Source organism: Acetivibrio sp. (genome assembly GCF_035371925.1).
In the GTDB taxonomy this organism is placed as follows: Bacteria; Bacillota; Clostridia; order Acetivibrionales; family Acetivibrionaceae; genus Hungateiclostridium.
Window position 1 is genome coordinate 1 of record NZ_DAORXT010000029.1, and the last position, 24706, is coordinate 24706.

A 24706-nucleotide genomic window follows, 5' to 3' on the forward strand; every position below is an offset into this window, starting at 1 on the left:
GTATTCAAACATATATTAAAAAGCGGCTAAATCCGTTTTCACAGATTTAACCGCTCTCGTCTCACACATTAAAACTTCCGGCAATTGCATTATGTTAATCCCCATGGGCCGGCATGTTCCTGTAATTCCTATTATAATATGAGTCCATGTATGCTTTTTTCTATAGCTTAACCGTCATATATCTGCCGCCACTTGGAATGCCTCTTGTGTTGCATCAATAAACTTTCTTGCCTTGATGCAGTCACCGATTCTATATACTTCATCAAATTCATTTACAAGTTCATTGTACAAACTGTCATCCGCCTTTAATCCTGTAGCAATTACCACAGTATCACAGGTCATCTCCTTCTTGTTTCCATTGGTATCTTCAACAATAATACCCGACTCAGTTATTTCTGTGAGCTTAAGTCCGCCTTGGGTCTCTATTCCTTTGCTTCTTAGGGCTTCAAGCAGTGAAAATCTTGCCATGAAAATAACGTCCTGAGCCACCTCCGGAAGCATATCTATTATGGTTACTTTCTTGCCCTTCTGTGCAAGGTACAATCCCGTCTCGCATCCTACCAAGCCTCCACCGACGATAATTACATTTTGCCCTGTATCCCCGCCTTCTTTAAGCATCTTGGTAGCTATCCTCACATTTGGTCTGTCAATGCCCGGAACCTCAGGAATTACAGGTACGGAACCTGTCGCAACCACAACTGCGTCCGGATTTAACTCCTTCACCAACTCCTTCGTTGCCCGGGTGTTGTACTCCACTTTCACATTGGAGTTTTTAATCTCCCTTATTAAATGCTTGCAGTAGGAGTCAACCTCTTTCTTGTGATCCATTATAGCACCTTCGAGAAGGTGTCCTCCAAGCTTTGACGTACTCTCAAGCAAAGTAACGTCATGCCCTTTTTCTTCAGCCATCTTTGCAAACACCATGCCTGCCATTCCTCCGCCTATCACAAGCACTTTTTTAGGCTTCTTTGCAGGAAGTATCGGACTTAAGTATTCTTTGCCGAGAACAGGATTTACGCTGCATGCGGCAAACTGTCCGAAAAATATCCTGTTAATGCACTGCATGCACCGCACGCATGGCACAATATCCTCTTTCTTATCTGCACGAACCTTGTTTACCCACTCAGGATCGGCCAAAAGAGCCCTTCCGAGTCCTACAAAATCAAGTTTGTTTTCCTCTACCAGTTTATTGGCAAGAACCGGGTCCGAAATATTTCCATCGGAAATCACCTATATACCAGCCTGTTCTCTGACTTTAGCGGCATAGTCGACAGAAACAGCGTCCTCCATATATTCCGTAGGTATAAGAAGATTCATGTTGTCATAGCTTCCCCTCCTGAGATGCAACGTATCTATGCCTATATTTTTAAGTCTTTTTGCAATCTCTATTGTCTCGTCAAGCTCCCTTCCTCCGGGGAAACCATGGTCCAAAGCCAATCCCACAATCATAGGAAAGTCTTTTCCGACATTACTTCTGGCACTCTCAATGCACTCCAGCAAAAACCGCATTCGATTCTCGAGGCTTCCTCCATATTCGTCCGTTCTGTGGTTCCAAACTGAAGAAAGGAATTGGTCCCCGAGATATGCGGTAAAGTGGACATAAATTATGTCAAATCCCGACTGTTTTGCCAGTCCTGCAGCCCTTCCATAGGCCTCCACAAGCCCGTGTATCTCCTCCTTGGTAAGCTCCCGTGTTTTAACCCCGGGCATACCCAGTATTTCAATTTCCGAAGGTCCCACAGGCCATCTGTCTTTCAATGTTGCATCCGCCAGCCTTCCGGTACCCGGGGACAATTCAATGGCAATTTTTGCATCATACCTGTGAGCCATTTCGGTTATTTCATTAAAATACTTTATCTGGCTTGCAGTATCAAGAGTGGCATAACCGAAGGTAAGAGGATAGGGGTCAATGTTTTTTTCTGCCTTGACGTGGGTTGTAATTATAAGCCCCACTCCACCTTTTGCCCGTGCCTTGTAGTATTCAAAATATCTTTCGGAAAGCACTGCCGGGTCTCCCACAGAGAAATCGGTATTCATTGGGGACATTACCAGCCTGTTTTTAATCTTTAGTTTTCCAATATATCCCGGCTCAAAAAGTTTGTCATATGCCATTTGTCTTCCTCCTCAAACTATATGATATCTATAGTTTGCGGGAAAAAAACAAAATAATACATTAACTCAAACTGCCGTTAACTACCTCTTAAAAAGATAAAGATACTCCCCGTAGCCTTCCTTCTCCATATCTTCTACCGGTATAAAGCGCAGAGCCGAAGAATTTATGCAGTATCTCATGCCTGTAGGAGCAGGACCGTCGGTAAATACATGTCCCAAGTGAGAATCCGCGTGCTTGCTTCTCACCTCAGTACGTATCATCGAATGGCTCCTGTCAATTCTTTCTTTAATATTTTCTTTAACAAGGGGCTTGGTAAAACTCGGCCATCCGCAGCCGGAGTCAAACTTATCCAGTGAACTGAACAGAGGCTCGCCGGATACAATATCTACATAAATTCCGTCTTTTTTATTGTCCCAGTATTCGTTATCAAAGGGCGGCTCTGTAGCATTCTCCTGCGTAACCAGATACTGTAGTCCGGTCAGCTTTTTCCTTAGAGTTTCATCATCCAATTTTGAATATTGATTTTTGCTTCTTTTCCTTATCCTGCAAGTCTTCTCTATATATGCCTCTCGCCCCGAGCCAATCTTATAGCTTTTATAATGCTCAGGATTTTTTAAATGATAATCCTGATGGTACTCCTCAGCAGGGTAAAACTTAGATGCTTTTATTATCTTTGTGGCAATGGGTTTGTCAAAGTACCCTTCGCTTTCGAGTCTTTTTTTGGATGCTTCGGCAAGCTCCCTTTGCTCCTCATCATAGTAAAAAATGGCTGTCTGATACTGCTGTCCTCTGTCAAAAAACTGCCCTTCCGGGTCTGTCGGGTCAATCTGACTCCAGAAAACGTCAAGGAGATTTTCATAACCGATTTTTTCAGGGTCATAGCTGATTTGTACTGCTTCATAGTGCCCCGTATTTCCCGAACAAACCTGCTCATAAGTTGGGTTTTCAACATGCCCTCCTGTATATCCGGCAATTACTTTATATACACCTTCAAGTTCTTTAAAAGGAGGAACCATGCACCAAAAGCACCCCCCTGCAAAAGCAGCCAGTTTAAGGTTCGATTCTTCAAAATGATTATTCATGACAAATTCCCTTCCTTAACTTTCATTTTTCAAATAATGTAAATATAAATATTTATACCCTTATAATTTCTCAAAATATCAGACAAATCTCACAATTATTTATAATTTCTCTTTGATTGAGAAATAATATGTATGAGAAAGGAATGATATTATGAAGAATCATAAAAAAGAAGATTCACTTTTTATAAATACCATATCGCCACCGGACGAAGTAAAACAAGTTTCCGATAAACCAGTAGGCAACGCAGGAAAAGACCCGTTTTGCGTTTATGACCACAAAAGGCATGCTGTGGGTTCTGTAATAGAAAACGAAGACGGTTCAAAAACAGTGTGCACAAAAGACGGTTCATGGCAAAATACCGGAAAGCGCTAAACCTTACAAAGAAACCTTGACCGTAATATGCGGCCAAGGTTTTTATTTTTACAAACGATTTTTCAATATAATGTTTTATTTAAACCGAAGAGTTACCGTATGCTCTTTTTCATCTGTAAACATCGGAATAAGAGTACTGTCAGCCTTTTTGCCGTCTATGAGAAGCTCATACTCCGAACTTTCCATTCTGGCAAAACCAGCAGGCTTTGAAATACTAAATTTATATGAGCACTTCGGTGCCTTCAATGCAAAATTCAATTGAGTTTCTTCTTCACGAAGTATCGGATTGAAGGAGATTCCCTCCCTGGTGTATTCTATTCCTGCCAAAGATATAAGGGTCAAGTTAAGCCAAGTTGCCGTACCGCTCAACAATGGTCCGATATTTTCCCCTGTCTCAGTATTGATGTACTGGGTGCATATTCTCGGATTTCCTGCAACTTGGAACGGATTTTCAAGGTTTTTATACGGCAATACCAAATCCACCATAAAGTATGCCATTCTTGTCATTTCTTTGGCAAGCTCATTGTCTTTAACTTTCTTTGCAGCCTTGACAAGTGCGGCAGCCGCCATCATTGAAGCGTGCTTGAATACAGCACCGTTTTCCCTGTCTCCAAAGAAATAGTGGCCTGTTGCAGTATCATTTGCAAGCTTGTTCAAATCGGCAGGAGATATTAAACGCAAGCCGCATTTAGTCAACAAATATTTCTTGATAGTGTCTACCATTATTGCTATTTGCTCATCGGTTGCAGTATCACACAATACTGACCATGAGAAGCTATTTAAGAAGTACACACCGTCAATGTTCGGGTCATCGGAAAGCTTGTCTCCCTTTGCTCCCAAGTAAGTATAGGAACCATCCTTGTATCGGTTCAAAAGAACACGGGCAAAGAAGTTTTCTTTCCAAGCATGTTCCTGAATTCTATCGTTAATCACTTTTGACAATTCGCTCATTTCTTGAGCCAATTGAGTATCCTCATCCAATGTCGCAATTTCAGCCAAATGGTCAATTGCCAACTTCAAGAGGAAAGCATTCATCACACTTTCAGAATGATCACTTACAAAGCGGTCTCCATACTTGCCGTTTGTCTTCTTCAATTGCTCGTAGTACAATTTTTCTTTAGTTGCACCATCTATATAATTGTTGTCGATTTTCAAGCAATCGTTCCAGTCTGCATGGTCTAAGAGCGGAAGTCCGTGATCACCGATAGAAATGCAAGCGGAGTACTGGATGATAGCCTTTAATGTATCCCGTACGGCTCTCTTTTCACCAGTTCCGTCGGCAACCGGTACTTCTTCATTTAATATTGAAGTATCCTTCGTATAAACAATATATCTGTAATATGCTTGCAGGAGCCAGAGGCTGTCATCGGAATACAGACCCGGCTGCTTGCCCACCCAATAGAAGTTGTGGTTTGCATAACCCATTTTATAAACATTTGCAGTCCACTCAAACAACAGATCCCTGACAAAATCTTGATATCCTATGTTTATGAAGTAGTACATAGATGCAAACAAGTCCTGAATTTCCCTAAATCCGATTTCACGGTATCCTTTCTGTGTTTGACAGAAGGAACGGGACATAAAGGTTTGATACAATACCTGGAATGACAAATTCTTGTTAAATCCTGAGTCAAACAGCTTGTTTCCAGTCTGGAATTCGAAATATTTGCAGTAATTTTCATGGAAGCTTATAATCTCATTCAATGTTTCTTCTACAGCTTCACTTTTTTCAAAATAGCTGAGCAAATTCTCCAGCTCGCTGCACATTACTGCATCGCTGTAATTTTCGTTATCCTTGCTGGAAGACAAACCGGTAAATGTGTCTATTACAACTGTTTTACCTGCTTCAACGGTAAACGGTGCACCCAATGCAAAGAATCCAGGGCCTTTACGGTTTAGCTTGTTATTTAAATTGTATCCGCCTGACGGATGCTCCAATGTACCTTTGCCTATAAAATCATTGTAGTCGGTACAAAAACTTTGCGGGAAAGATTGCTTGTCCCCGTTGCGGACAATCATGCTAACAAATCTTGTATCCTGTTTAAACTCCTCGGGATAATAGTCCGGAGTTATTCCGATAAACTCACCCTTGCCATTGTAAAGGGCAGCGCTTTGCATAATGACATTTGTATATGTAACATCTTCAAAAATCGCATGAATAGCGCCTGTTCCGAACATTCCCGTATATGTTATGGATAAATTTCTTGGTTTATCCGATGCATTTTTTATTTCAATTCTCTGCAATTCCGTTGCAAGAGGGAATCCTTTTCTATGGGGCACCAAGAAGATCGTTCTTGTGATTTCCAAATTACATGCCGTTTTGTACTTTATTACTGTGCGGTTGCAGGAGTGTTTGCATGTAGCCTCAACAATATTTTCATCAATTAATGCAGAATAGAAAATCTGTTTGCCGTTTTCATACAAATAGAACTGCCTGTTTGCCGGGAAACCGTTTTCCTCCTGGCGAACATCAAATCTTGTTGACAATACCTGGGTTGCCGCATGGGAACGGAACGAACCCCTTCCGAACCTGTCAACAACACTTTTTGGCGTTGTTTGCAATGTCCTCTTAAAACCAAGCCTGTTTCCTATAAGCAAATTCACATAAAAATGCGGACCTGGAGCCGGTTTTAAAAGGTCGATTACGTGCTCTCCGTCTTCCGTCAAATAACCTGCCCAATGCTTTACATCGCCTACAGTGGCACGGATAGCTTTATCTACATCCTGAGGTACTTGAATCTTTTGTCCGTCTTCGAGCACTATACTAAATTGCTGTCCGTCATCAACAAGACAAGCCGACTGATTTTGTACATATTGATTAACATATTCCAAAACTATGCAATTTCCCAGAAGAACCTGCATTACCGGTGCCTTCATAGGCAAATTTGCAATTCCTATTACATTTTTAAACGCAGCATCACTAAAAATTGCATCTGCATAATCGCCCAGATTAATTTTACTTCCAAACTTTTGAGTTAATAAATCAACAGGTGTAATTTTGTTATTTCTGGATGTTACTTTTGTAATCATAACCATTCTCCTACCAGCAAAATATTAGTTTCAAACCCTGCTTAGGGCTAATTCAGAACAATTATCTCATATGGTATTTTAATTGTCAATATTAGATAAAAGTGTGCTTTTTCGTTCCGATTCGGCTGTTTTACCAAAACCTCACAGTCGAAAAATTATCCCAAATTTTAATAAACATTAAAAAAATTAATACTTATTTTTTACAGTTTAAGATGCAATGTACCAATAGCATTTTATACCTCTGCAATACAATCTGTCATTTCTTTATAAGTGATATTTTGTAAAAAGTAAAAATGTTTAATTTTTATGTGATAATTTATCACCTATGCCAGTCTTATATTATAAGGTATAAAAAACAATTTGCGGCGGATGTACTTTTAATTCCAAAATATACAGTTTATTGATAAATATACTAATTAAATATATTTAAATATCTTTACATATGAAAGGAAGATAAAAGTGAAAAAGTATATTTTAATTGTTTCAATATCAATATTTATTTTGGGAATATTGACATCATGCAGTACCTCTGAAAAAGCTGTTGATTTTCAAAACATGGACAGCAAAACCTTTTTGGAAACTGTAAGTTTGCTTGAAAAATTATCGATAGACATAAACCTCGACGATATAAAAAGCGTTGAGGCTGCAAAAACATATAAAGCAGAGCATATTGTTTTTGATAACCAAAAGCTTATAGATGCATTTATGAAAAGCAGCGTAACTGAAGAAAAAATCTGGGCTGAAGGTCCACAATTTATTGCGTCTGCCGGTAACACACAAGAATTTTTAAGCATATATGACGGTGGTAAAAGCTTTGGTATTAAAACCAGTCTAAAAGGAGGATTCAGATATAGTAGAATTGTTAATGGTGAAATAAATAAATTGTCAACTGTCGCAAATTGTGATTTTTATTATCCATCGTTTAGCAAGAGTGATTATAATTCCAATGATGATTATTCATCATATACCGACTTGAATTTTTTATCCTATGAAGATGCACTGACCGACATTAAAAGAATAATAAACGCAGCCAAAATACCTCAATTTGATGTTCATGAAACCTACTCATTGGATCTGAAAACTATTAAATCTCATTACGAACTATATCTTAAAAGTGCATCAGTTGAAGAAGAGTTAAAAAACTTAGATTGGACAAAAGAAGATGAATGTTACATTTTTTCCTTGAGACAACTCGTTGATAATATACCGATTATAAACAGAGAATGGTATATGCCTGATGGTACTAAGAGCTCAGCTTTTGGAAATTTTATGCCTGCGACATACATTAATTTGGTCTATGACAGTAAAGGGATAAAGGAAATAAATGCAAAGTCTATTCTTAACGTTATCGATGAGATTGAAATCAATAGACTAATTAATGTTTATGAAGCTTTGAATACATTGATTGAGGATTATTCACTTACAATATTGGAAAATGACGTAAGCATTGTTTCAGCAGAATTATGTTATCTAAGTATCCCTAAAGGTGATGTATTTGAATTGATTCCCGGATGGGTATTCTGTAGTACTCAAACTATAGAATTTAATGGAGAATTACATACACAATATAAATATGATGTCGTCAATGCCGTAACAGGTAAATTATATCAGTCAAGGTGGTAACAATGAAAACGCTTATAGCTTTGTTAAAAACTGACCTATACAGAGCCTTATTATCACTTAATTTCGTTATTTCAATAGTGTTTACAATGTTTGTTATGTTCATCAGTTGTTCAGGATACATTAGCAATACATCCGATGTTTTTAGTCTGCTTAGCCATGCCTTAACCGGCAGTGGTTCTACTATATTTATATTATTTATAGCACCTATATTACCATATGCAGTATCTTTCGCATCAGATTTAGAAGATAAAGCCTTGACTTTCTGGGTTATACGTACAGGAGCCAGCAAATATGCAATCAGTAAATTTTTATCTTCGGTCATTGCTGGTTTTTTTTCCGTTGCTAGCAGCATGATTGTTTTCTCATTGATTATGTTGATATTTTTTCCATTATCCGATGGATATATAGGTGACCAAAGTGGTTATGGAATCTTGCTAAAAAACAATCAACCATGGATGTATATTTTGGTACTCACCGTTCACTATTCATTATCAGGAGCGTTATTTGCAGGTATGGCTTTAACAATATCAACTTTCGTACCTAATAAGTTCAGCACAATGGCAGCACCTATAGTTATATACTTTGTTCTGATGCGACTGACAACTGAAGCTCCAATACCTAATTTTTTTAAACCAAGTTTTTTGATTGAAGGTATTTATTCTGATGTAAGCCCTGCAACAGCTTTTTTGTATAAATTGATACCTGTAGTAGCAATCCTTGGCCTTCTCTTGTATATTACTATAAATCAAATTAAGAAAAGGATTGAGAAATCATGAATATAAAAAATGCCCTATTGTGCTCGATTGTTAATTATAAAAAGTGGATAGTAAACATTAAAATCTATACCCTTTTTGCATTAATATTAGCTTTTAATATATGGAATTTTTCCGGAGTATATGAGTATGCAAAATCAGTTGGAGAAGGTATCAGCCCATGGATATTTCCACACTTATTAACTTTTCCTACAATGATGCCTGTTTACGGATGTTTCGCAATGCTTCTGTTTTGCGATGCTCCTTTTATAGACAGACACACTCCTTTTCTTATGGTGCGAACAGGTAGAACCTCCTGGGTAGTTGGGCAGCTGTTTTACATTTTCTTCACCAGTTTGTTATACACTATAATCAATTATATTATGACAGTAGTTTGCTTTTTCCCTCATATAGAATTTACCAGTGACTGGGGAAAGGTTATCAGAACATTGGCAATGAACCCTTCAAGCGCATCTCAGAAAGGAATTTACCTGACAGTCATAATAAATAACGGTATAGTTACTACATTTTCAGCAATTGAAGCTACACTTATAAGCTTAGCTTTGTTCTTCTTAGTCACATTATTTACAGGAATCGTTATTTTCAGTTTAAATCTAATTCTTGGAAAAATGAGTGGTATAATAACTACTGGTGTATTGGTTTTTATTTCATATTTTTCCATATTCGTAGGCCGCATAACAACAGGACTCAAGGTTTACTATTTTTCCCCACTTAGCTGGAGCAGTTTACAGTATATAGACTGGTATAATTCGGGGGACTCTCCATCACTTCAATACGCTGTCATATTTCTTTTTGGAACATCAATAATATTTAGCGTAATTTCCGTTATATTATTTGCCAAAAAAGATATAAATACAGCCGAAGGCATGGAATGAAGCGATTTATGAAAAGAAGGGATGTTAGAAATGGATAATATAGTGGAAGTAAGAAATGCCTATAAATCATTTAAAGAAACAATAGCATTAGATAATGTAAATGTTAATTTTGAAAGAGGAAAAATACATGGTATTATCGGACGCAATGGTTCGGGAAAAACAGTATTATTCAAGTGCATATGCGGATTTATGACGCTCACCTCAGGTGAGATTATCGTAAACGGAAAAAAAGTAACGCCATCTGTTTCACAAGATATAGGGATAATCCTGGAAACCCCTGGCTTTATAGGCTCATTAAGTGGATATAAAAATTTGAAGCTGCTTGCCGGCATCCATAAAAAAGTAAGCACAGAAGATATTAATCAAACCCTTTTAAAGGTAGGACTCGATCCTAAAATGAAAAAGCATGTCCGAAAATACTCTTTGGGAATGCGCCATAGACTGGGAATAGCACAAGCTATAATGGAAAATCCGGAATTATTAATACTTGATGAACCCATGAATGGACTTGATAAACAAGGTGTCACTGAAATGAGAAAACTATTTAAAGACCTAAATAAACAAGGAGTTACAATTATCTTATCATCTCACTACAGCGAAGATATCGATGCTCTATGCGATACCGTCTGTGAAATGGATACAGGTAAGTTAACTCAAATACGCTAAGTATTATTGCCACTTTAATCAAGTCTCATATAAGCTTGATTAAAGTGGGCAAATACTCTATTTTATCTTGCTGGTAATTTTCTCTTTAATTCTTAATAATTTCATTCCCACCGTACTTTGCTTCATATTCATGTGTTTTGCTATTTCAGAATATGTATAATTTTTATAATGCCTTAGAAATAAGATTTTCTTTTCTTCCAAACTCAATCTGTCTATATGTACTAATATATCTTTTAACATTTCTCTCTTCACATACTGTTCATCTATACTATCAACCCGTGCTGTTTTATGTATATAATCCAATACATTATTGTCTTTATCAAATAAGTATACGATTTTGTTTCTATTATTTATTTTCTGCCTTAGCATATCTTTAGATACATTCACTGCTATAGCACGAATCCAAACATCGAATTTGGACTTGTCTTTTAATTTGTCTAATCCTTCAAATGCCCGCATAAAAGTTATTTGAGCTACATCTTTTGACAATTCCTCATCATATGTAAAAGATAAGGCTAGTTTATATATTTTTTCATAGTTTTCCGAAAATAATAAGGAAAAACCATCTTCATTCAATATACTATCCGCCTTATTTTTTGCTGACATTTTCCGTCCGCCCTTACATTATAAATAATTAAAATACTAATTATTCATATATTGCTTTATTAACCTTTTATGTAAATATATCACATATAATACATAATGTCAATTTGAGGTTTTTAACGGAATAACCATCCTCAATCCATTGGGAATAATATTAAAATTGGCTTCACAGCAGTCGAATATTTCACCGTCTACATTTAAAAGAAAGCTTTCTTCCGAACGTATTTTAATTTCCTTTGCCCTAAAGTATTTGACCTCTTTAATTGACTCATGCTTGCCTCTAATCAGCTGCGGAAAGAACAATACGATTTTAAGCGGATTTGCTTTATCAATGTGGTAAACATCAAAATTACCGTCATTTATGTCCGCAAAAGGAGCAATTTTCATTCCCCCTCCGTAATATTTACCGTTTGCAACGGCGAGCAGAAGAGTTTCCTTGTTATGCTCCACACCATTGATATTTACCATAGAATTAAAGCTTTTATACCGGAATACAGTATAAAAAATTCCCGCGATATAAGAGCTCATGCCAAAAAACAAAGGATGCTTTTTGAATTTCCTGGCATTAGCCACAATTTCGGCATCCATTCCCACAGAAGCAACATTCAAAAAATAACGGCCGTTTACTTTGCCCACATCAATATATTTTTCCTCACCGTTTATTGTCCTGTACAAAAGGCTCGAATCTATGGTATCTCCGATATTTCTAAAAAAGTCGTTCCCGCTTCCTGCCGGAATTACCCCAAGGCTGCTTGAGCTGTCCATAACGCCGTTTAAGACTTCGTTTAAAGTCCCGTCTCCTCCTACTGCATAGACTCTGTACCGGTCATTTTCCACGTATTTTCGCGTAATTTCAGTAGCATGGCCGGGTCCCTTTGTAAATTCTATATAATAAGGCTCTACATTGCCGAGCTCCTCGTTCTTCATAAAATACTCTTCTATTTTCTCAACGTATTCAACACCGCCGCCTTTACCGGCAAACGGGTTAATGATAAACAAATGCTTCATTATTCACCTCTAACGAAAAGCTAAAATCAATCTACTATATATTATACTCAATATATTATTCTTCATTTTTAAAGTGCCTTAATATTTTTCAGCTGCTCTTGAAACATACGCAATAAGGAGGAAAACATATAAGAGAGCTTAGAAACTGCAAAACATTTAATATGATAGAAAGAATATTGCAAAATATACAAAGGAAAAATATGGATTTGAAACTTTTAATCAAAATAATTACAGATTAGGAGCAGCATCCCGGCCTTCTGTTGTCCTTTCAAAATAGACCTCGGGCAGCACAATCCTAATCCCGTATTCCGAACCTTCCTTCTGCCAATACACAATAAATCTCACTTTTGCCCTCTTGGGAATATAGTTTTTTTGCCTCATTTCCTCAATTTTACCTCTAAACTGTTTTGAAAAAAGCACTACCTCTTGCCCTTTTAAATTTTTGCAGCAATTACCGTCCACAACCAGCTCATCTCCGCTTGTCAGCCATGCAATCAAATTTTGCCGTGAAAAGAAAAAGTCCAGCACTATATCCTTATGGGTCAGCTGCATTGCAAGTTTACAGGGAGAGTAATAAATATTTGAATCGCAAACTGTCTCAAGTTCTAAAACTTTTATGGAGTCAAGATAATCTCCATTATAGTGAATGACAAGATTACTTCTTGCCCTTGTCATGGCAACATACAGCTGCCTCAGCTCTTCATCCGTTTTGGGATTAAACCCGTCCAGCATCAAAAATACGTTGTCAAACTCCCTTCCCTTGGCCTTGTGAATGGTTGAAACAAATATAGTCTCCAACCCTTCTGTAAAAAAATCTTCCATTTTCGATTCCCGAATAAAAATCTCCAGGTCTGACTTATATTTGTTTTTAGGATTTGTTGCTTCAAAGTCTTTGATGATATTTAGACACAAATCCAAGTTGGGGCTTTTACAAAACTTGTCTGCCAATTTGCGTTTCGCATCTGCCCAAGTGTCCTCTCCTATCATATAGGTTTCTTTGGACAAGTTGAGGCAATTTAGAAAAAACCTCACTTCAAGAAGATTGTAGAGATTAAATCCTTCATTGGACTGAATCAGCTTTGCCTGCATTCCGTTTTTGGCCAGCAGGCCTGCAATCTGCAATGCTTCTTCATTGCTTTTGGTCAAAACACAGGTCGAACCTGAAAGCCCTATGTTAAGGATATCGTTAACCATCGGCTCAGTCAAATTGCTGCTTTTGTATCGGACCAGTTTAATCCTTCCGTTATCTTTTTGAACGGCAACAATAGGTATATTCTTGAGCCTTTTAGATATTTTCTTTACAAACTGGTTTGTAAACTCCACAAGGTTACTCTTGCTCCTGTAGTTTTCCACAAGCTCGTACATAACAGCGTCTTTTTCTTTTATCAATTGCTCCAAGTATTTAGAGCTCGCACCCCTAAATTCATAAATATTTTGATCGTCATCCCCAACTGCAATCACCCTCATATCCTCATTTTTCTCCATGAGGGTACAGATTAATTCAAACTCGTCGGCATCCATGTCCTGGGCTTCATCTATAACCAAAACCGTCTTTGTTGCCTTTCCCGGTTCAACATCGCCGTTTTTGATTCTCATTATAGCTTCTCTTATTACTTCATCGGATTTTTCCAGTGTTCCGATTCTTCCTAAAAGGTCAAAGCAATAGGAGTGAAAGGTTTTAATCTCTATGTAGCCAGCAGCATTGCCTATAAGTTTTAGCAACCGTTTCTTAAATTCAGTGGCTGCAGCCCGCGAAAAAGTCAGCATCAGCAATTGCTCATGCTTGACATCCTCCATTAACATAAGTGATGCCAGCTTGTGAACCAGGACCCGGGTCTTCCCGCTTCCGGGACCTGCTGCAACCACAATATGCTTTGACTCATTGTCGGTAATGATTTTAAGCTGGGTGGGTGAAAGTTCCCCGAAAAGCTTATGGAATTTCGCCGGAGTAATGTTTCTTTTTATTTCATCCTGCTGGCTTCCCTTGAAGTATTTATTTAAAAAAGAGCTGTAATTTAGCGAGAAATAGTCATCCACAAACTGAAGGGCATCTTTGTAATCGTTAATCATTTTCCTTGCGTATTCGCCGACAATATGAATCTGCTGCACTCTGTTTTCGTAAAACGCTTTAAGCTTTCTATAATCCTCAACCTTGTACCGCTTTTTATTATCCCTTTCAATACGTTCGATATCCATGGGGTTGTAAACAACCATAAAGCCGCCCTCTATTTTCAATGCTCCAATTCGCGAAAGGTAAAAAAGCGCATCCTCAACATCATCCGAAGAAACCTTGGTATTAAAAAGTGTTATTCTTTGCTCAAACTTTTCTTTAAGTTCGAGAACCGAAAACTCAACTGCCACTTCCTCTTTATCTTCTTCTGTTCCTTTATTTCCCAAAATGCTATATTTGATTTTATCATAAAGGTATTCCAATATAAACTCTGCCAGCTCATGGATTTTGGCTAGCTTTTCTTCAAACGCTCTTTTGTCATACAAAGTAATTACTGCAATGTGATTTGCCGAAAAGCCTGCATACTCCCTCTTTATCCAGTTTTTTATAGCCCACATATTTATAACAGTTTTTATACTATTGGGTGTTGCATCCTTGCAGCCATAGTATTCGGCTTGCTCGTTGAGTTCCTTTATATGAAACACCTTTTCCTCCTCTGAAAAAACACTCAAAAGAAAATTCTCGATTTTTACAAAGGACTTTAATATGCTTAGTGATCGTTTTTGATTTTCCTTTTTCTTAATAAATGCCACAAGATCTTTGACATCAGCAAGGATTTGCTCTTCCCGAAGCAAGTTCACGATCTGAATAATCTCTTCTTTGGGGATTCCCAAACGATCCGAGAGATAGTCAACCCTGGATTCTGCTTCTTCATCTCTCGGGTTCTTTCTTCTTTTGCTAGAAATAAGGCTCTTTATTATTCTGACAGCATGTTGCTTTTGCTTTTCGTCAAACCTGTCGGAAGCATTAATTTTAGCGGCTGCCTCCTGAACATTCTTTGCAAGAATACTGTTGGCAAATACCCGGGGTATATTTTGTCCCCTTTTAATGTATCCGGCATCTTCCAATGCTGCAATCGCCGCCTTCACCCTGTTTTCCACATCATTCAGATTCTCATTCCAACCAGCCTTCTTTGCGATTTCCAATGCGGATTGAGATGTTTTTAACCGTATTCGGGTAACGTCTTTAATCGCCTTCCATACTTGCTGTATTTCTTCAATATTCAGCTTTCTCTGATTCAATAAAATAAAATGTTTATTGATGTCTTCATCACTATACAATACATAACAGTCTGCAGTTATATTCTCATCTCTTCCGGCTCTTCCAGCTTCCTGAACGTAATTTTCAAGGGAATCGGAAATATCGTAGTGAATAACCAATCCCACATCTTTTTTATCCACTCCCATTCCAAAGGCAGATGTTGCAACCATGATCTGGACTTCCCCTTTTATAAAGGCATCTTGATTTTTCGTTTTTTCATCCTTATCCATTTTTCCGTGAACGCCTTTTGCCGAAAAGCCGTCCTCTGTCAGCCTTTTTGCCAGCAGTTCTACAGTTTTGGTTCGCGATGCATAAACTATTGTGGGGCAATTCTTTTCTTCAATCAAATCCCTTAATGTATTGTATTTTTCTTCTTTACTTTTTCTCTCAAATACCTTGTATCTAAGATTACGTCTAGTTGCAGTCGAAGTAAAAAGCTCCATCTCAATAGAGAGCTTATCCCTAAAATAATTTCTTATGTCTTCAATGACATTCGGCTTTGCCGTTGCTGTAAAACAAGAGACGGGAATGGGTTCTACCATGTTTTTCTTTTCCTGAATTGATTTTATAAAGTCACCGATATACAAATAGTCAACCCTAAAATCATGTCCCCATGCCGAAAAGCAGTGGGCCTCGTCTATGACAAAGCGTACAACATTTCTTCCCAAAAGCAAACGTTCAATTGACCTTGAGCGCAAAGCCTCAGGCGAAATATAAAGAAGGGATGCCGAACCGTTTTCAACCCTTTCATAGGCCTTGGCCCTTTCTATAGGGTCCAGCAGACCGTTTATGGTAACCGCCTCGGTAATACCTGCCTTTTCTAAATTATCCACTTGGTCTTTCATCAGCGATTGAAGGGGTGAAACAACCACCGTCAGTCCTTTTGAATTCCTTCCGCTCATTAAAGCCGGCACCTGAAAAGTAATTGATTTACCCCCGCCAGTGGGAAACACAGCAATAAGCGATTTATTGGATACAGCCGCTCTGACGGCTTTTTCCTGCAATGGTTCGCAATTGTACATTCTGTAGGAATCGTATCCAAAGTACTTTTTTAAAGCCTTATGGATGTCAAGAGCCTCATTGCAGTAGTCGCAGCCTTCCAAGCACGGATTGTTTCTAAGCAGAAACATGATTCGTTCTACTTCCGGAAAGTTTTTGATCACCCATGGCGGAGTAATGGAGTCATGACTTCTCGTATTGATAAGTGCCAGACAGTAAGATAATTCAATTGGACTTTGGGATATAATTTTACTTAAATCGGCACTTTCGCATATTTGAAAGCGGAATTTGGTCCGGATCATTTTTTCCGGGTCGCAATACTTTTGCTCATACCCGAATAAAGCCTTCGGGGCATCAAATCCGGTTGGATTATTTGCAATTTCACCTGTCAAAGACTCGTTAATGAACCTAAAAAAGGCAGAAAATCCTTCTTTGTCTTTTAACAGAGTATAAAAAATCCGCTTCAATTCATCATCCAATTTATGAAAAGCCTTGACCTCATCAAAGAAAAGGTCCCTGGCTTTTATTGAATCATTCAGCGGATTATTGATATCATCGGTCTGAAGCTTGTCGTCTTTTACAAGAGAATGGTAGGGTTTTTGGGGAAACAGAAGTGGCGAAAGATACAAAGTATCGATAAAGGCTATATTCTTCACATCCCGCCCTCCCTAAAAGACAAACGATTCAACATAATATTATTATATTGATAAATGCTTTAAATGTATAGACTATTTGCAATCAACTTACTTTTTAGCCAAACCTGACATTTAAGAAAACGAAAAAGAGACTTCCTGCAACCTATAAATACTAAAAAATCCCTTCGCAAGAAAACTTAACATATTTCCTGCGAAGGGACTTTATCGCAAAATACAGCAAAAGTCTCATCACTCGTCTTTTTTTACAATAAACTTCCCTATTGATTCCGAAAGGGATTTAGCTGTATTTTCCATATCCGAACTTGTTTCATTAAGTTTTTCAATCATTTTTGAAAACTCATCTACCGACGAAGATACTTCCTGAGTACTGGATGCCGTTTCTTCCATAATTGCAGACAAATCGTTCATCATTTCAACTATTTTATTCTTCTTTACCTCCATATTGCTTCCCAGTGAAAACACGTCTTCCACTCTACGCTTTGTATTTTCTATTGCCTTCGCAATTTCACTAAATACCTGGTTTGTCTGAGCCGCAGAGTTTGATTGGTCATTTAAAATTTCATTTATTTCAATTATCATTTCTTCCATATTGTTCGTATTTAATTTTATATCATTTATTATTTTATTTATTTCATTAACAGATTTAGATGATTGTTCTGCCAGCTTTCTGACTTCATCTGCAACTACAGCAAATCCTTTTCCCGCCTCTCCGGCCCTTGCCGCTTCAATAGCTGCATTTAGGGAAAGAAGGTTGGTTTGGGCTGAAATATTTGATATGGTTTCCGATACTTTGCCTATTTGTTCTACACCTCTTCGAGAATTTAGTAAAGTTTCACTTATCTTTCCGGAAAATTCAGTATTTTTCTTGGTCTTCTCACTAAGATTATTGATAGTTTCCATCCCTATATTTTTTAATTCTTCCGTGCTTGTTATTTCATTTTCAAGGATGTTTGTCGATGCAATAACTTTTTCAATTATGTTTGCAAGCTCATTAACCTCTTCAACACCTTCATTTATATCCATTGACTGTTGTGTAGCACCTTGAGCTATTTGATCAATTGCACAGGATATCTCTTTATTGAGCGCATAATTCAGATTTGTGGATTTAGCCAGTTCTGCCGACGAAGCACGCAATAAATTTGAAGTTTGATCTATTTGAATAATTAAATGTGAAAGATTATCTGACATTTCGAGAATTTTTTCTCCTAAAAAGCCGATCTCATCTTCCGAATCAATCTCAACGGTTGAGGTAAGATCTCCACGGGATATTTTATCAACAAGCTCGCAGAGCTTTTTTATAGATTTTACAATGCCTCTGGAAACGAATAAAATTATTCCCCAAAAAATAAATGTAATTATCATAACCTGTATCAGTTCTTTAGCTATTCTGCTAAATATTTCTTCTCTGGCATGGTAGTTAGTAACGGTTAATTCTATTCTTCCAACATTTTCCTGTTCGCGCGAGACATCACATTTAAAAGGAGGTAGCAAATTTTTCTCCTGGTATTGCTCACCGTCTTTTTCTTTCCTAAATAAAGATTTATTATTATAATCGAATATTTCAATAGCCGCAACTTCTTCATTTTCCATCAAAGAATCCCCTATAGACTCAAGTGCAGCAAAATTTAATTGCCATAGCGGTTCAACCGAGCATACTTCTGCAATCCTTAAAAGTGCCTCTGCTCTTTCTTTCAAATTTTTATTCTGCTTAGTATATGCAACGATTGCAGAAGAGAAATTATACACAAGCAAAAAAGCCATAAGACCGATTATCGTCGGAACAGAAAAACGTGATGATAATTTTTTTGCGTATCCAAGTTTGGCTTTCTTTGTTTTGGAATTGTTGTTTAAAAACTCATTTCTTAGTTTCGCTAAAATTTTCATTATATTTCCTCCAAGGATTTAATATTGGAAATAATAGAATACTCTTTGGTAAAATGTGTTGTATAAGATTATTATTGTGTTTTTTGCTCTAAAGACAATAATAATCTTAATACCACAGATAAATAACATCGGCCGCTTACAGATTCCGGCATACAATAACCGGGATTACAGCTTCGATACGTCAATATATTTTGCCAACATGTCAAGATACTCTTTTTCCAAATCCATGTCTTTTACTGCTTCATTGTATTTTTCTGCAAAATTGCTTGCCGATTTGGAAAATACCACATAAAAACCTGCTTTACTTTCGGGAAGATCAAGTATTTTTACATCATTTTCTAAATTCATCTGCTTTATCAATTTTACAAATGCCGCTTTATCCGGAGCGTAAGCTGCATCTATCATCCCTGACACAAGTCTCTTTAAATTTGTTTCGTGATAGTTGCTTGCCGATACAAAATCAAATTGTATCCTGGAATCCTTCATAAAATCACTTATAAAACTTTTTTCAGCATATCCGATGGTGAGGTCAAGTATGTCATCAACTCCCTTAATTTCATTTAGAGGATTATCCTTTTTTATTGCTATTGCTGTTTGACTGTCAAAAAAGGCTTTCTCGGAACATATAGAAACACTTTCTCTTTCAGGATTTTTGGTAAGCAAGGCAGAAGCAAAAGGTTTGGTATCAGCTTCAAAATTGGCTGTTTGCCTTGGAATGGAGGTTCCTTCCTTATCCCACACAAGCTTTACATTCATTTTCGGTGCTATTTTTTGTTCAAGCAAATCATATACAGCACCTGTCAATTTTCCGCTTTGCTCGTCAATGAATATGTGTGGGGGATTTTCAAACCACGAAATTTGAAGCTCATTTTCAGAAGTTTCGTTTTTTGATGCATCTTCTTTTTCTTTATTTTGGGTATTTGCGGCACTCTGAACCGGTTGGGTGTCATTATCGCCGCTGCTGCTTTCAACACTTTTGCATCCTGATAACACAAAAATAAATACCATAGCCATCGCTAAAGAAAAAAGTCTTTTCATTGGTATCATTCTCCTTTAACTTTTTATTGTCATTTTTTTGGTTATTGAATATGTCATACTTTTACATAATTATTGGCTAAAGTTTTACTTATGTAGAACCTTTGGCTGTAATACCTGCAGCATCTAAGTTTTTTAAGTAATTAGCAATTTTCGTAAAAGTATAAAAGAAAACTTATCGAAATAACAGCAATGGCACAGTTGCCGAGTAAGCTTTCAAAATACTCTGCGTCACCATAGTTCAATGATTTGGTTTGGAATAAAAGATTTATCTCACTATTTATTATATCGGGATTAATAACAGAACAATTTAGCAACCATTATTAAAGAAATGTTGGATAATATAACCTGTAACAGAAATTATATAGTTATTAATAGAAAATCATCCCGCCGTAAGTTTACAATAATCAGCAGGATGATATCAAACAGAGAACTGTCCCCTATTTAACTTTTCAATGCTTCCTCATAAGCTTTCTTTGTGAGCTCATCAAAGCACACCATAATTACCTGACTCAAGCTGTCATTTTCACGCAAAAAATTAGTTATTTCCCGTATTGCAATCTTTGCAGCCCGATTTAGAGGAAACTTGTAGGAACCGGTACTGATTGAAGGAAAAGCAACAGTTTTCAATCCGTTCTCCACTGCAAGCTGAAGGGAACTTCTGTAACAGGAGGCCAACAGTTCGTCTTCGTTATTGTCTCCACCTCGCCAAATGGGGCCTACCGTGTGTATAACATACTTTGCCGGAAGATTATATCCCTTTGTAATTTTAGCATTACCGGTTTCACACCCGTTCAGCTTCCGGCACTCTTCCAAAAGCTCCGGTCCCGCAGCTCGATGTATAGCGCCGTCCACCCCTCCTCCTCCGTGAAGGAATCTGTTTGCGGCATTAACAATTGCATCAGTATTTATCTTTGTTATGTCACCTTTAATGATTTGAAAACGATCCATATTTTTACCCCTTTGCAAGCAAAATTTCTTTTGTATCTTCTTATGTCACGGTAAATCAGTGTTTTTTCGGAATTTATCCTAAAAAGCTCATACTAAAATTATAATATTTTACAGTAAGTATCACAAGTTTTTTACCCGACACTTTGATTCAACATATCGATTTTTTCAATCCAAGCAGTCAAACTCTTTTTACTTGTTTTTCGCAAAAATATTAATCGTATGTATTGTTTATAAAACTTAAGATAATATATAATGATAGGCATGAATCAATATCATAAAACGGGAAAAAAGAAAGGATATCAAAATGAATAATAATTATAAGCTCAAATATTTTACAAGAACAGCAATGCTTTTGGCATTAACCATAGTTTTCCAATCTCTTGGAAGGCGTATTCCTCTAGGGCAAAACAGTAATTTTATAGTTGGGCCTTTAGTTAATGCCTGTCTTATTATATCCTCCGCTTTGGTTGGACTTCTCAGCGGTGCTGTAATATCCGTTCTGGCACCTTACGGGGCAATCCTTACGGGTGCGACAATGCCCTTGCCGTTGGCTCCGTTTGTTGCTTTGGGCAACTTCGTTCTTGTACTCGCATTTTATATTTTTAGAAAGAAAAAAGTTATCGGCATAATTTTGGGTTCAATTGCTAAATTTGCAGTTATTTACGGTTCTCTGCTTTACATCATTCCATTTTTTAAACTGTTGCCTAAAAACAAGGCAATGGCTTTGGCCGGTGCTGCTTTCGGATGGCCTCAGCTTGTGACGGCACTGATAGGAGGAATTATTGCAATACCCATCATCTATAGGCTTGAAAGACATATTTAAGCTTATTGAATTAATTATGCTTTTAGTTATTTTAGTTATTATTTGAAATTACTATTTAAATTCGATTTGTGCTTTAATTTGCAAATGGATTGAGTCATTGTTCCCATTGGACAAAAGGTACACCATGTTCTTGGCTTGTAAAACACCATTACAATAAGTCCTAGCAACATGGATGTAAGCATCAGGCTATAAAATCCAAAGCTAAACTGGGCAATCCAATCCGGCACTATCCCTGCCGTATATGTCCATCCCCATGGCACTTTGAATGTCCAAAATAGCTTTATTGCTTGAGTTAATGTTCTCGCCTTTGCCGCAACCAAATAAGTCTGGAATATCATATTGAAAAACATTGGAAGAAAAAACCCCAGAAAACCATATCTGAACCATTTCGATGTCAGCCATCGAGGGGCTTGCTTGTTTTTGAAAAACTTCAGTAAACCACCCAATTTAGAAAGCAATTGCCCACGCCCGCACATATTGTTGCAAAACCACTTGTTGCCGCCAAATACTGCGATAATAATCGGCAGCAGAACTTCAACCCTGGGATGCTTCTCCATGATTTGCGACAGCACAGAGGACGGAATTATTATCACTTCCGTATCTTCTACTGCTTCTATCATAACATCAAAAGCAATAGAATCCATAAGGCAGGAACCTGACAAAACACATGCCTCTCCTTTGTTGACACGAAACAGTGTAACCTCTCGTCCTTCATCCGAAACAATGTATGTTCGCAGACCACCCGATAATAATAGCATAATGCCTTTGCATCCCTGCTCAGAACTATGCAGAAGCGAACCTTTTTTATATTTAGTTTCAATACTGCCTTGCTTAATCATTTCCTTTTCAAGATTATCAAGCTCATTCCAAAAAGGAAGCATCTCATCAAAATAAAAGGTTTTGGCCATAAAGCAGCACTCCTCGAAGGCGGATTCTATTGTTATTATTTATTTTTGCAAATATAATCATTACTAACATTATATTAATAAATCAATGCAATCACTATAATTATGAGGAGGATCCTTGTCATGGAACAAAGTAAAGCTTCCGTCCTCATAACCTGCAATATTTCCCAGTTCAGCATTTAATCCGATCCAAAAATGTGCCCAATGACCTTCAATGTCATTAAAGATGTTAGAATCATTTGGCGGTTCAGCCCCAACAGTCAAAAGTTGAGTAAACAGAAAAAAAGCATTGTGACAAACAACAGCATCCTATGCTTCGAATTGATTATTATATTCTTCCTCCAAATTCAAATTATTCTATAAATGTAATTAATAATATTCAAGTTATTTAGTTTAGGATAGTCCAAAACAGCAAAAAAATTCCTCCTTGGTAATTATTCATGCCAAGGAGGAATTTACTCATTCATTCCTGCACAATATCATACTATCATTTTTAAACTGCTTTCTTAGTTATTGCAGCATAAATGATATCCTCAATTATAGCCTCTAAAGCTTCCTTTTCAGCTTTAATCTGATCATTCAAGCTTTTTTCTTGCTTTGTCAATTCATCAACAGCTTTTTTATCAACCGGCTTAGCTTCCCTTAATTTTTTCAATTCAGCCTGTACTTCTTCTTTCTTTTCTTCCAATGCAGCAATCTTTTCAGCAAACAATGCTTGTTGTTTTTCTATCTCAGCTATAGCGTCATTACCGAACTCTGCAACCAATTTAATTCTGTCAATTTGCTCTTTTAACGCATCTCTTTTTGCCTTTAACTCTTCGTTCAATGCCTTTTCTTCTTCCTTCAATTTCGCAATTGCTTCCTCATCAACTTCTTCCGCTTCGTTCAAAGCCTTTATTTCAGCTTTTATTTTCTCAATTTTTTCTTTTATTTCACTTTCTACTTTTGCAAAATTAGCTTCTGCAGCCTCAATCTTTGCTACTGCATCTTCTCCATACTTTGCAACCAACTTTATTCTGTCAATTTGCTTTTTCAACGCATCTCTCTTAGTCTTTAACTCTTCGTTCAATGCTTTTTCTTCTTCCTTCAATTTCGCAATTGCTTCCTCATCAACTTCTTCCGCTTCCTTCAAAGCCTTTATTTCAGCTTTTATTTTTTCAATTTTTCCCTTTATTTCACTTTCTACTTTTGCAAAACCGGCTTCTGCAGCCTCAATCTTTGCTACTGCATCTTCTCCATACTCTGCAACCAATTTTATTCTGTCAATTTGCTTTTTCAACGCATCTCTCTTAACCTTTAACTCTTCGTTCAATGCCTTTTCTTCTTCCTTCAATTTTGCAATTGCTTCCTCATCAACTTCTTCCGCTTCCTTCAAAGCCTTTATTTCAGCTTTTATTTTCTCGATTTTTTCTTTTATTGCACTTTCCACTTTTGCAAAATCAGCTTCTGCCGCTTCAATTTTAGCTAATGCATCTTCTCCATACTGAGCAACCTTTTTAACTCTTTCAATTAACTTGTTTAATTCATCTCTTTTAGCTTTTATTTCATCGTGCAACGCTTTTTCTTCTTCTCTTAATTTTGATATTGCTTCTTCATCTACAGGCTTTACTTTTTCTACAGCCTTTATTTCTTCATGTACAGCTTTGTGGCTTTCTTCCAATTTGGCAATAGCTTCCTCATATGCTGCTTTAATTTTTGCCGATTCCTTCTTTTCAACAATAGATTCAACATATTTTGGGTGAATGATCTGGCTCACCGGTTTGTTGTAAATCTCATTTTGAACCGGACCCTTTGCAGCAAAAACACTTGTTGTAACAGAAAACACCAATGCTGCAGTCAATAAAGAACTTGCAAATCTCTTCATTTTACATTCTCTCCTTTACTTTATATTTTTTATTTTACAAGCCATATATCTTACTTTTATATGGCTTATATTTGCATTACAGCATAATCTTGCCGAATATAGATTTTTTAAACTTTTATTTCTTTCGCTCAAGTCATTCGGTAACACTATTTTTTTTTGTTCGGTTTAGTCT

The 24706-nt window shown here is 37.1% G+C and carries 18 protein-coding genes; 6 read left to right on the forward strand and 12 right to left on the reverse strand.

Going from position 1 to position 24706, the window contains the following annotated elements:
* Positions 1–174: 174 nt before the first annotated feature.
* The 3 genes from PLH43_RS05785 to msrB all read right to left on the reverse strand — a co-directional run bounded on the left by PLH43_RS05785 (position 175) and on the right by msrB (position 3195).
* Complete coding sequence (locus PLH43_RS05785; RefSeq protein ID WP_324361036.1) at positions 175–1230, reverse strand: FAD-dependent oxidoreductase; 1056 nt, start codon at positions 1228–1230, stop codon at positions 175–177.
* Positions 1231–2112, reverse strand: a complete 882-nt coding sequence (locus PLH43_RS05790; RefSeq protein WP_324361038.1) for an NADH:flavin oxidoreductase — start codon at positions 2110–2112, stop codon at positions 1231–1233.
* A gap of 81 nt (positions 2113–2193) precedes the next feature.
* Positions 2194–3195, reverse strand: a complete 1002-nt coding sequence (msrB, locus tag PLH43_RS05795; protein ID WP_324361040.1) for a peptide-methionine (R)-S-oxide reductase MsrB — start codon at positions 3193–3195, stop codon at positions 2194–2196.
* Between the two features lie 151 nt (positions 3196–3346).
* On the opposite strand from msrB, the gene PLH43_RS05800 reads away from it, so the two are divergent.
* Positions 3347–3568, forward strand: coding sequence for a hypothetical protein (locus tag PLH43_RS05800; protein WP_324361042.1), 222 nt, complete (start codon positions 3347–3349; stop codon positions 3566–3568).
* A gap of 75 nt (positions 3569–3643) precedes the next feature.
* Here the strand turns inward: PLH43_RS05800 and PLH43_RS05805 are convergent, their stop codons facing one another.
* Complete coding sequence (locus PLH43_RS05805; RefSeq protein ID WP_324361044.1) at positions 3644–6598, reverse strand: glycosyl transferase; 2955 nt, start codon at positions 6596–6598, stop codon at positions 3644–3646.
* Between the two features lie 459 nt (positions 6599–7057).
* Here PLH43_RS05805 and PLH43_RS05810 point away from each other — a divergent pair, with 459 nt between their 5' ends.
* The 4 genes from PLH43_RS05810 to PLH43_RS05825 are packed head-to-tail and all read left to right on the forward strand — an operon-like array spanning position 7058 to position 10535.
* Positions 7058–8221: a hypothetical protein gene (locus PLH43_RS05810; protein ID WP_324361046.1), complete on the forward strand. Its 1164-nt coding sequence runs from the start codon at positions 7058–7060 to the stop codon at positions 8219–8221.
* Between the two features lie 2 nt (positions 8222–8223).
* Positions 8224–8997 carry a hypothetical protein gene (locus PLH43_RS05815; RefSeq protein ID WP_324361048.1) on the forward strand — a complete coding sequence of 258 codons (774 nt, stop codon included), beginning with the start codon at positions 8224–8226 and terminating at the stop codon, positions 8995–8997.
* Positions 8994–9869: a hypothetical protein gene (locus tag PLH43_RS05820; protein WP_324361050.1), complete on the forward strand. Its 876-nt coding sequence runs from the start codon at positions 8994–8996 to the stop codon at positions 9867–9869. Before PLH43_RS05815 ends, PLH43_RS05820 begins: the two co-directional genes overlap by 4 nt.
* A 30-nt stretch (positions 9870–9899) precedes the next feature.
* Entirely contained in the window at positions 9900–10535 is a 636-nt protein-coding gene (locus PLH43_RS05825) for an ABC transporter ATP-binding protein (RefSeq protein WP_324361052.1), read from the forward strand.
* A gap of 57 nt (positions 10536–10592) precedes the next feature.
* Here PLH43_RS05825 and PLH43_RS05830 read toward each other — a convergent pair whose 3' ends face one another.
* The 6 genes from PLH43_RS05830 to PLH43_RS05855 all read right to left on the reverse strand — a co-directional run bounded on the left by PLH43_RS05830 (position 10593) and on the right by PLH43_RS05855 (position 20942).
* Positions 10593–11141: a sigma-70 family RNA polymerase sigma factor gene (locus tag PLH43_RS05830; protein WP_324361054.1), complete on the reverse strand. Its 549-nt coding sequence runs from the start codon at positions 11139–11141 to the stop codon at positions 10593–10595.
* A 99-nt stretch (positions 11142–11240) separates the two neighbouring features.
* Positions 11241–12146 (reverse strand): diacylglycerol kinase family protein, encoded by a 906-nt coding sequence (locus PLH43_RS05835; RefSeq protein WP_324361056.1) that lies wholly within the window; start codon positions 12144–12146, stop codon positions 11241–11243.
* Between the two features lie 228 nt (positions 12147–12374).
* On the reverse strand, positions 12375–17072 hold the full coding sequence (locus PLH43_RS05840; RefSeq protein WP_324361059.1) for a RecQ family ATP-dependent DNA helicase: 4698 nt from the start codon (positions 17070–17072) through the stop codon (positions 12375–12377).
* Between the two features lie 228 nt (positions 17073–17300).
* Entirely contained in the window at positions 17301–18956 is a 1656-nt protein-coding gene (locus PLH43_RS05845) for a methyl-accepting chemotaxis protein (protein ID WP_324361061.1), read from the reverse strand.
* Between the two features lie 165 nt (positions 18957–19121).
* A complete protein-coding gene (locus PLH43_RS05850; protein ID WP_324361063.1) occupies positions 19122–19994 on the reverse strand; it encodes a transporter substrate-binding domain-containing protein in 873 nt (290 codons plus the stop codon).
* Between the two features lie 441 nt (positions 19995–20435).
* Positions 20436–20942, reverse strand: coding sequence for an O-acetyl-ADP-ribose deacetylase (locus tag PLH43_RS05855; protein WP_324361065.1), 507 nt, complete (start codon positions 20940–20942; stop codon positions 20436–20438).
* Between the two features lie 304 nt (positions 20943–21246).
* Here PLH43_RS05855 and PLH43_RS05860 point away from each other — a divergent pair, with 304 nt between their 5' ends.
* Positions 21247–21765, forward strand: a complete 519-nt coding sequence (locus PLH43_RS05860) for an ECF transporter S component (protein WP_324361067.1) — start codon at positions 21247–21249, stop codon at positions 21763–21765.
* Positions 21766–21803: 38 nt separating this feature from the next.
* Here the strand turns inward: PLH43_RS05860 and PLH43_RS13670 are convergent, their stop codons facing one another.
* The gene (locus PLH43_RS13670) at positions 21804–22673 is read right to left on the reverse strand and encodes a Crp/Fnr family transcriptional regulator (protein WP_349255142.1); all 870 of its coding nucleotides are present in this window, start codon (positions 22671–22673) and stop codon (positions 21804–21806) included.
* A gap of 490 nt (positions 22674–23163) precedes the next feature.
* A complete protein-coding gene (locus tag PLH43_RS05875; protein ID WP_324361069.1) occupies positions 23164–24534 on the reverse strand; it encodes a hypothetical protein in 1371 nt (456 codons plus the stop codon).
* Positions 24535–24706: the final 172 nt, after the last annotated feature.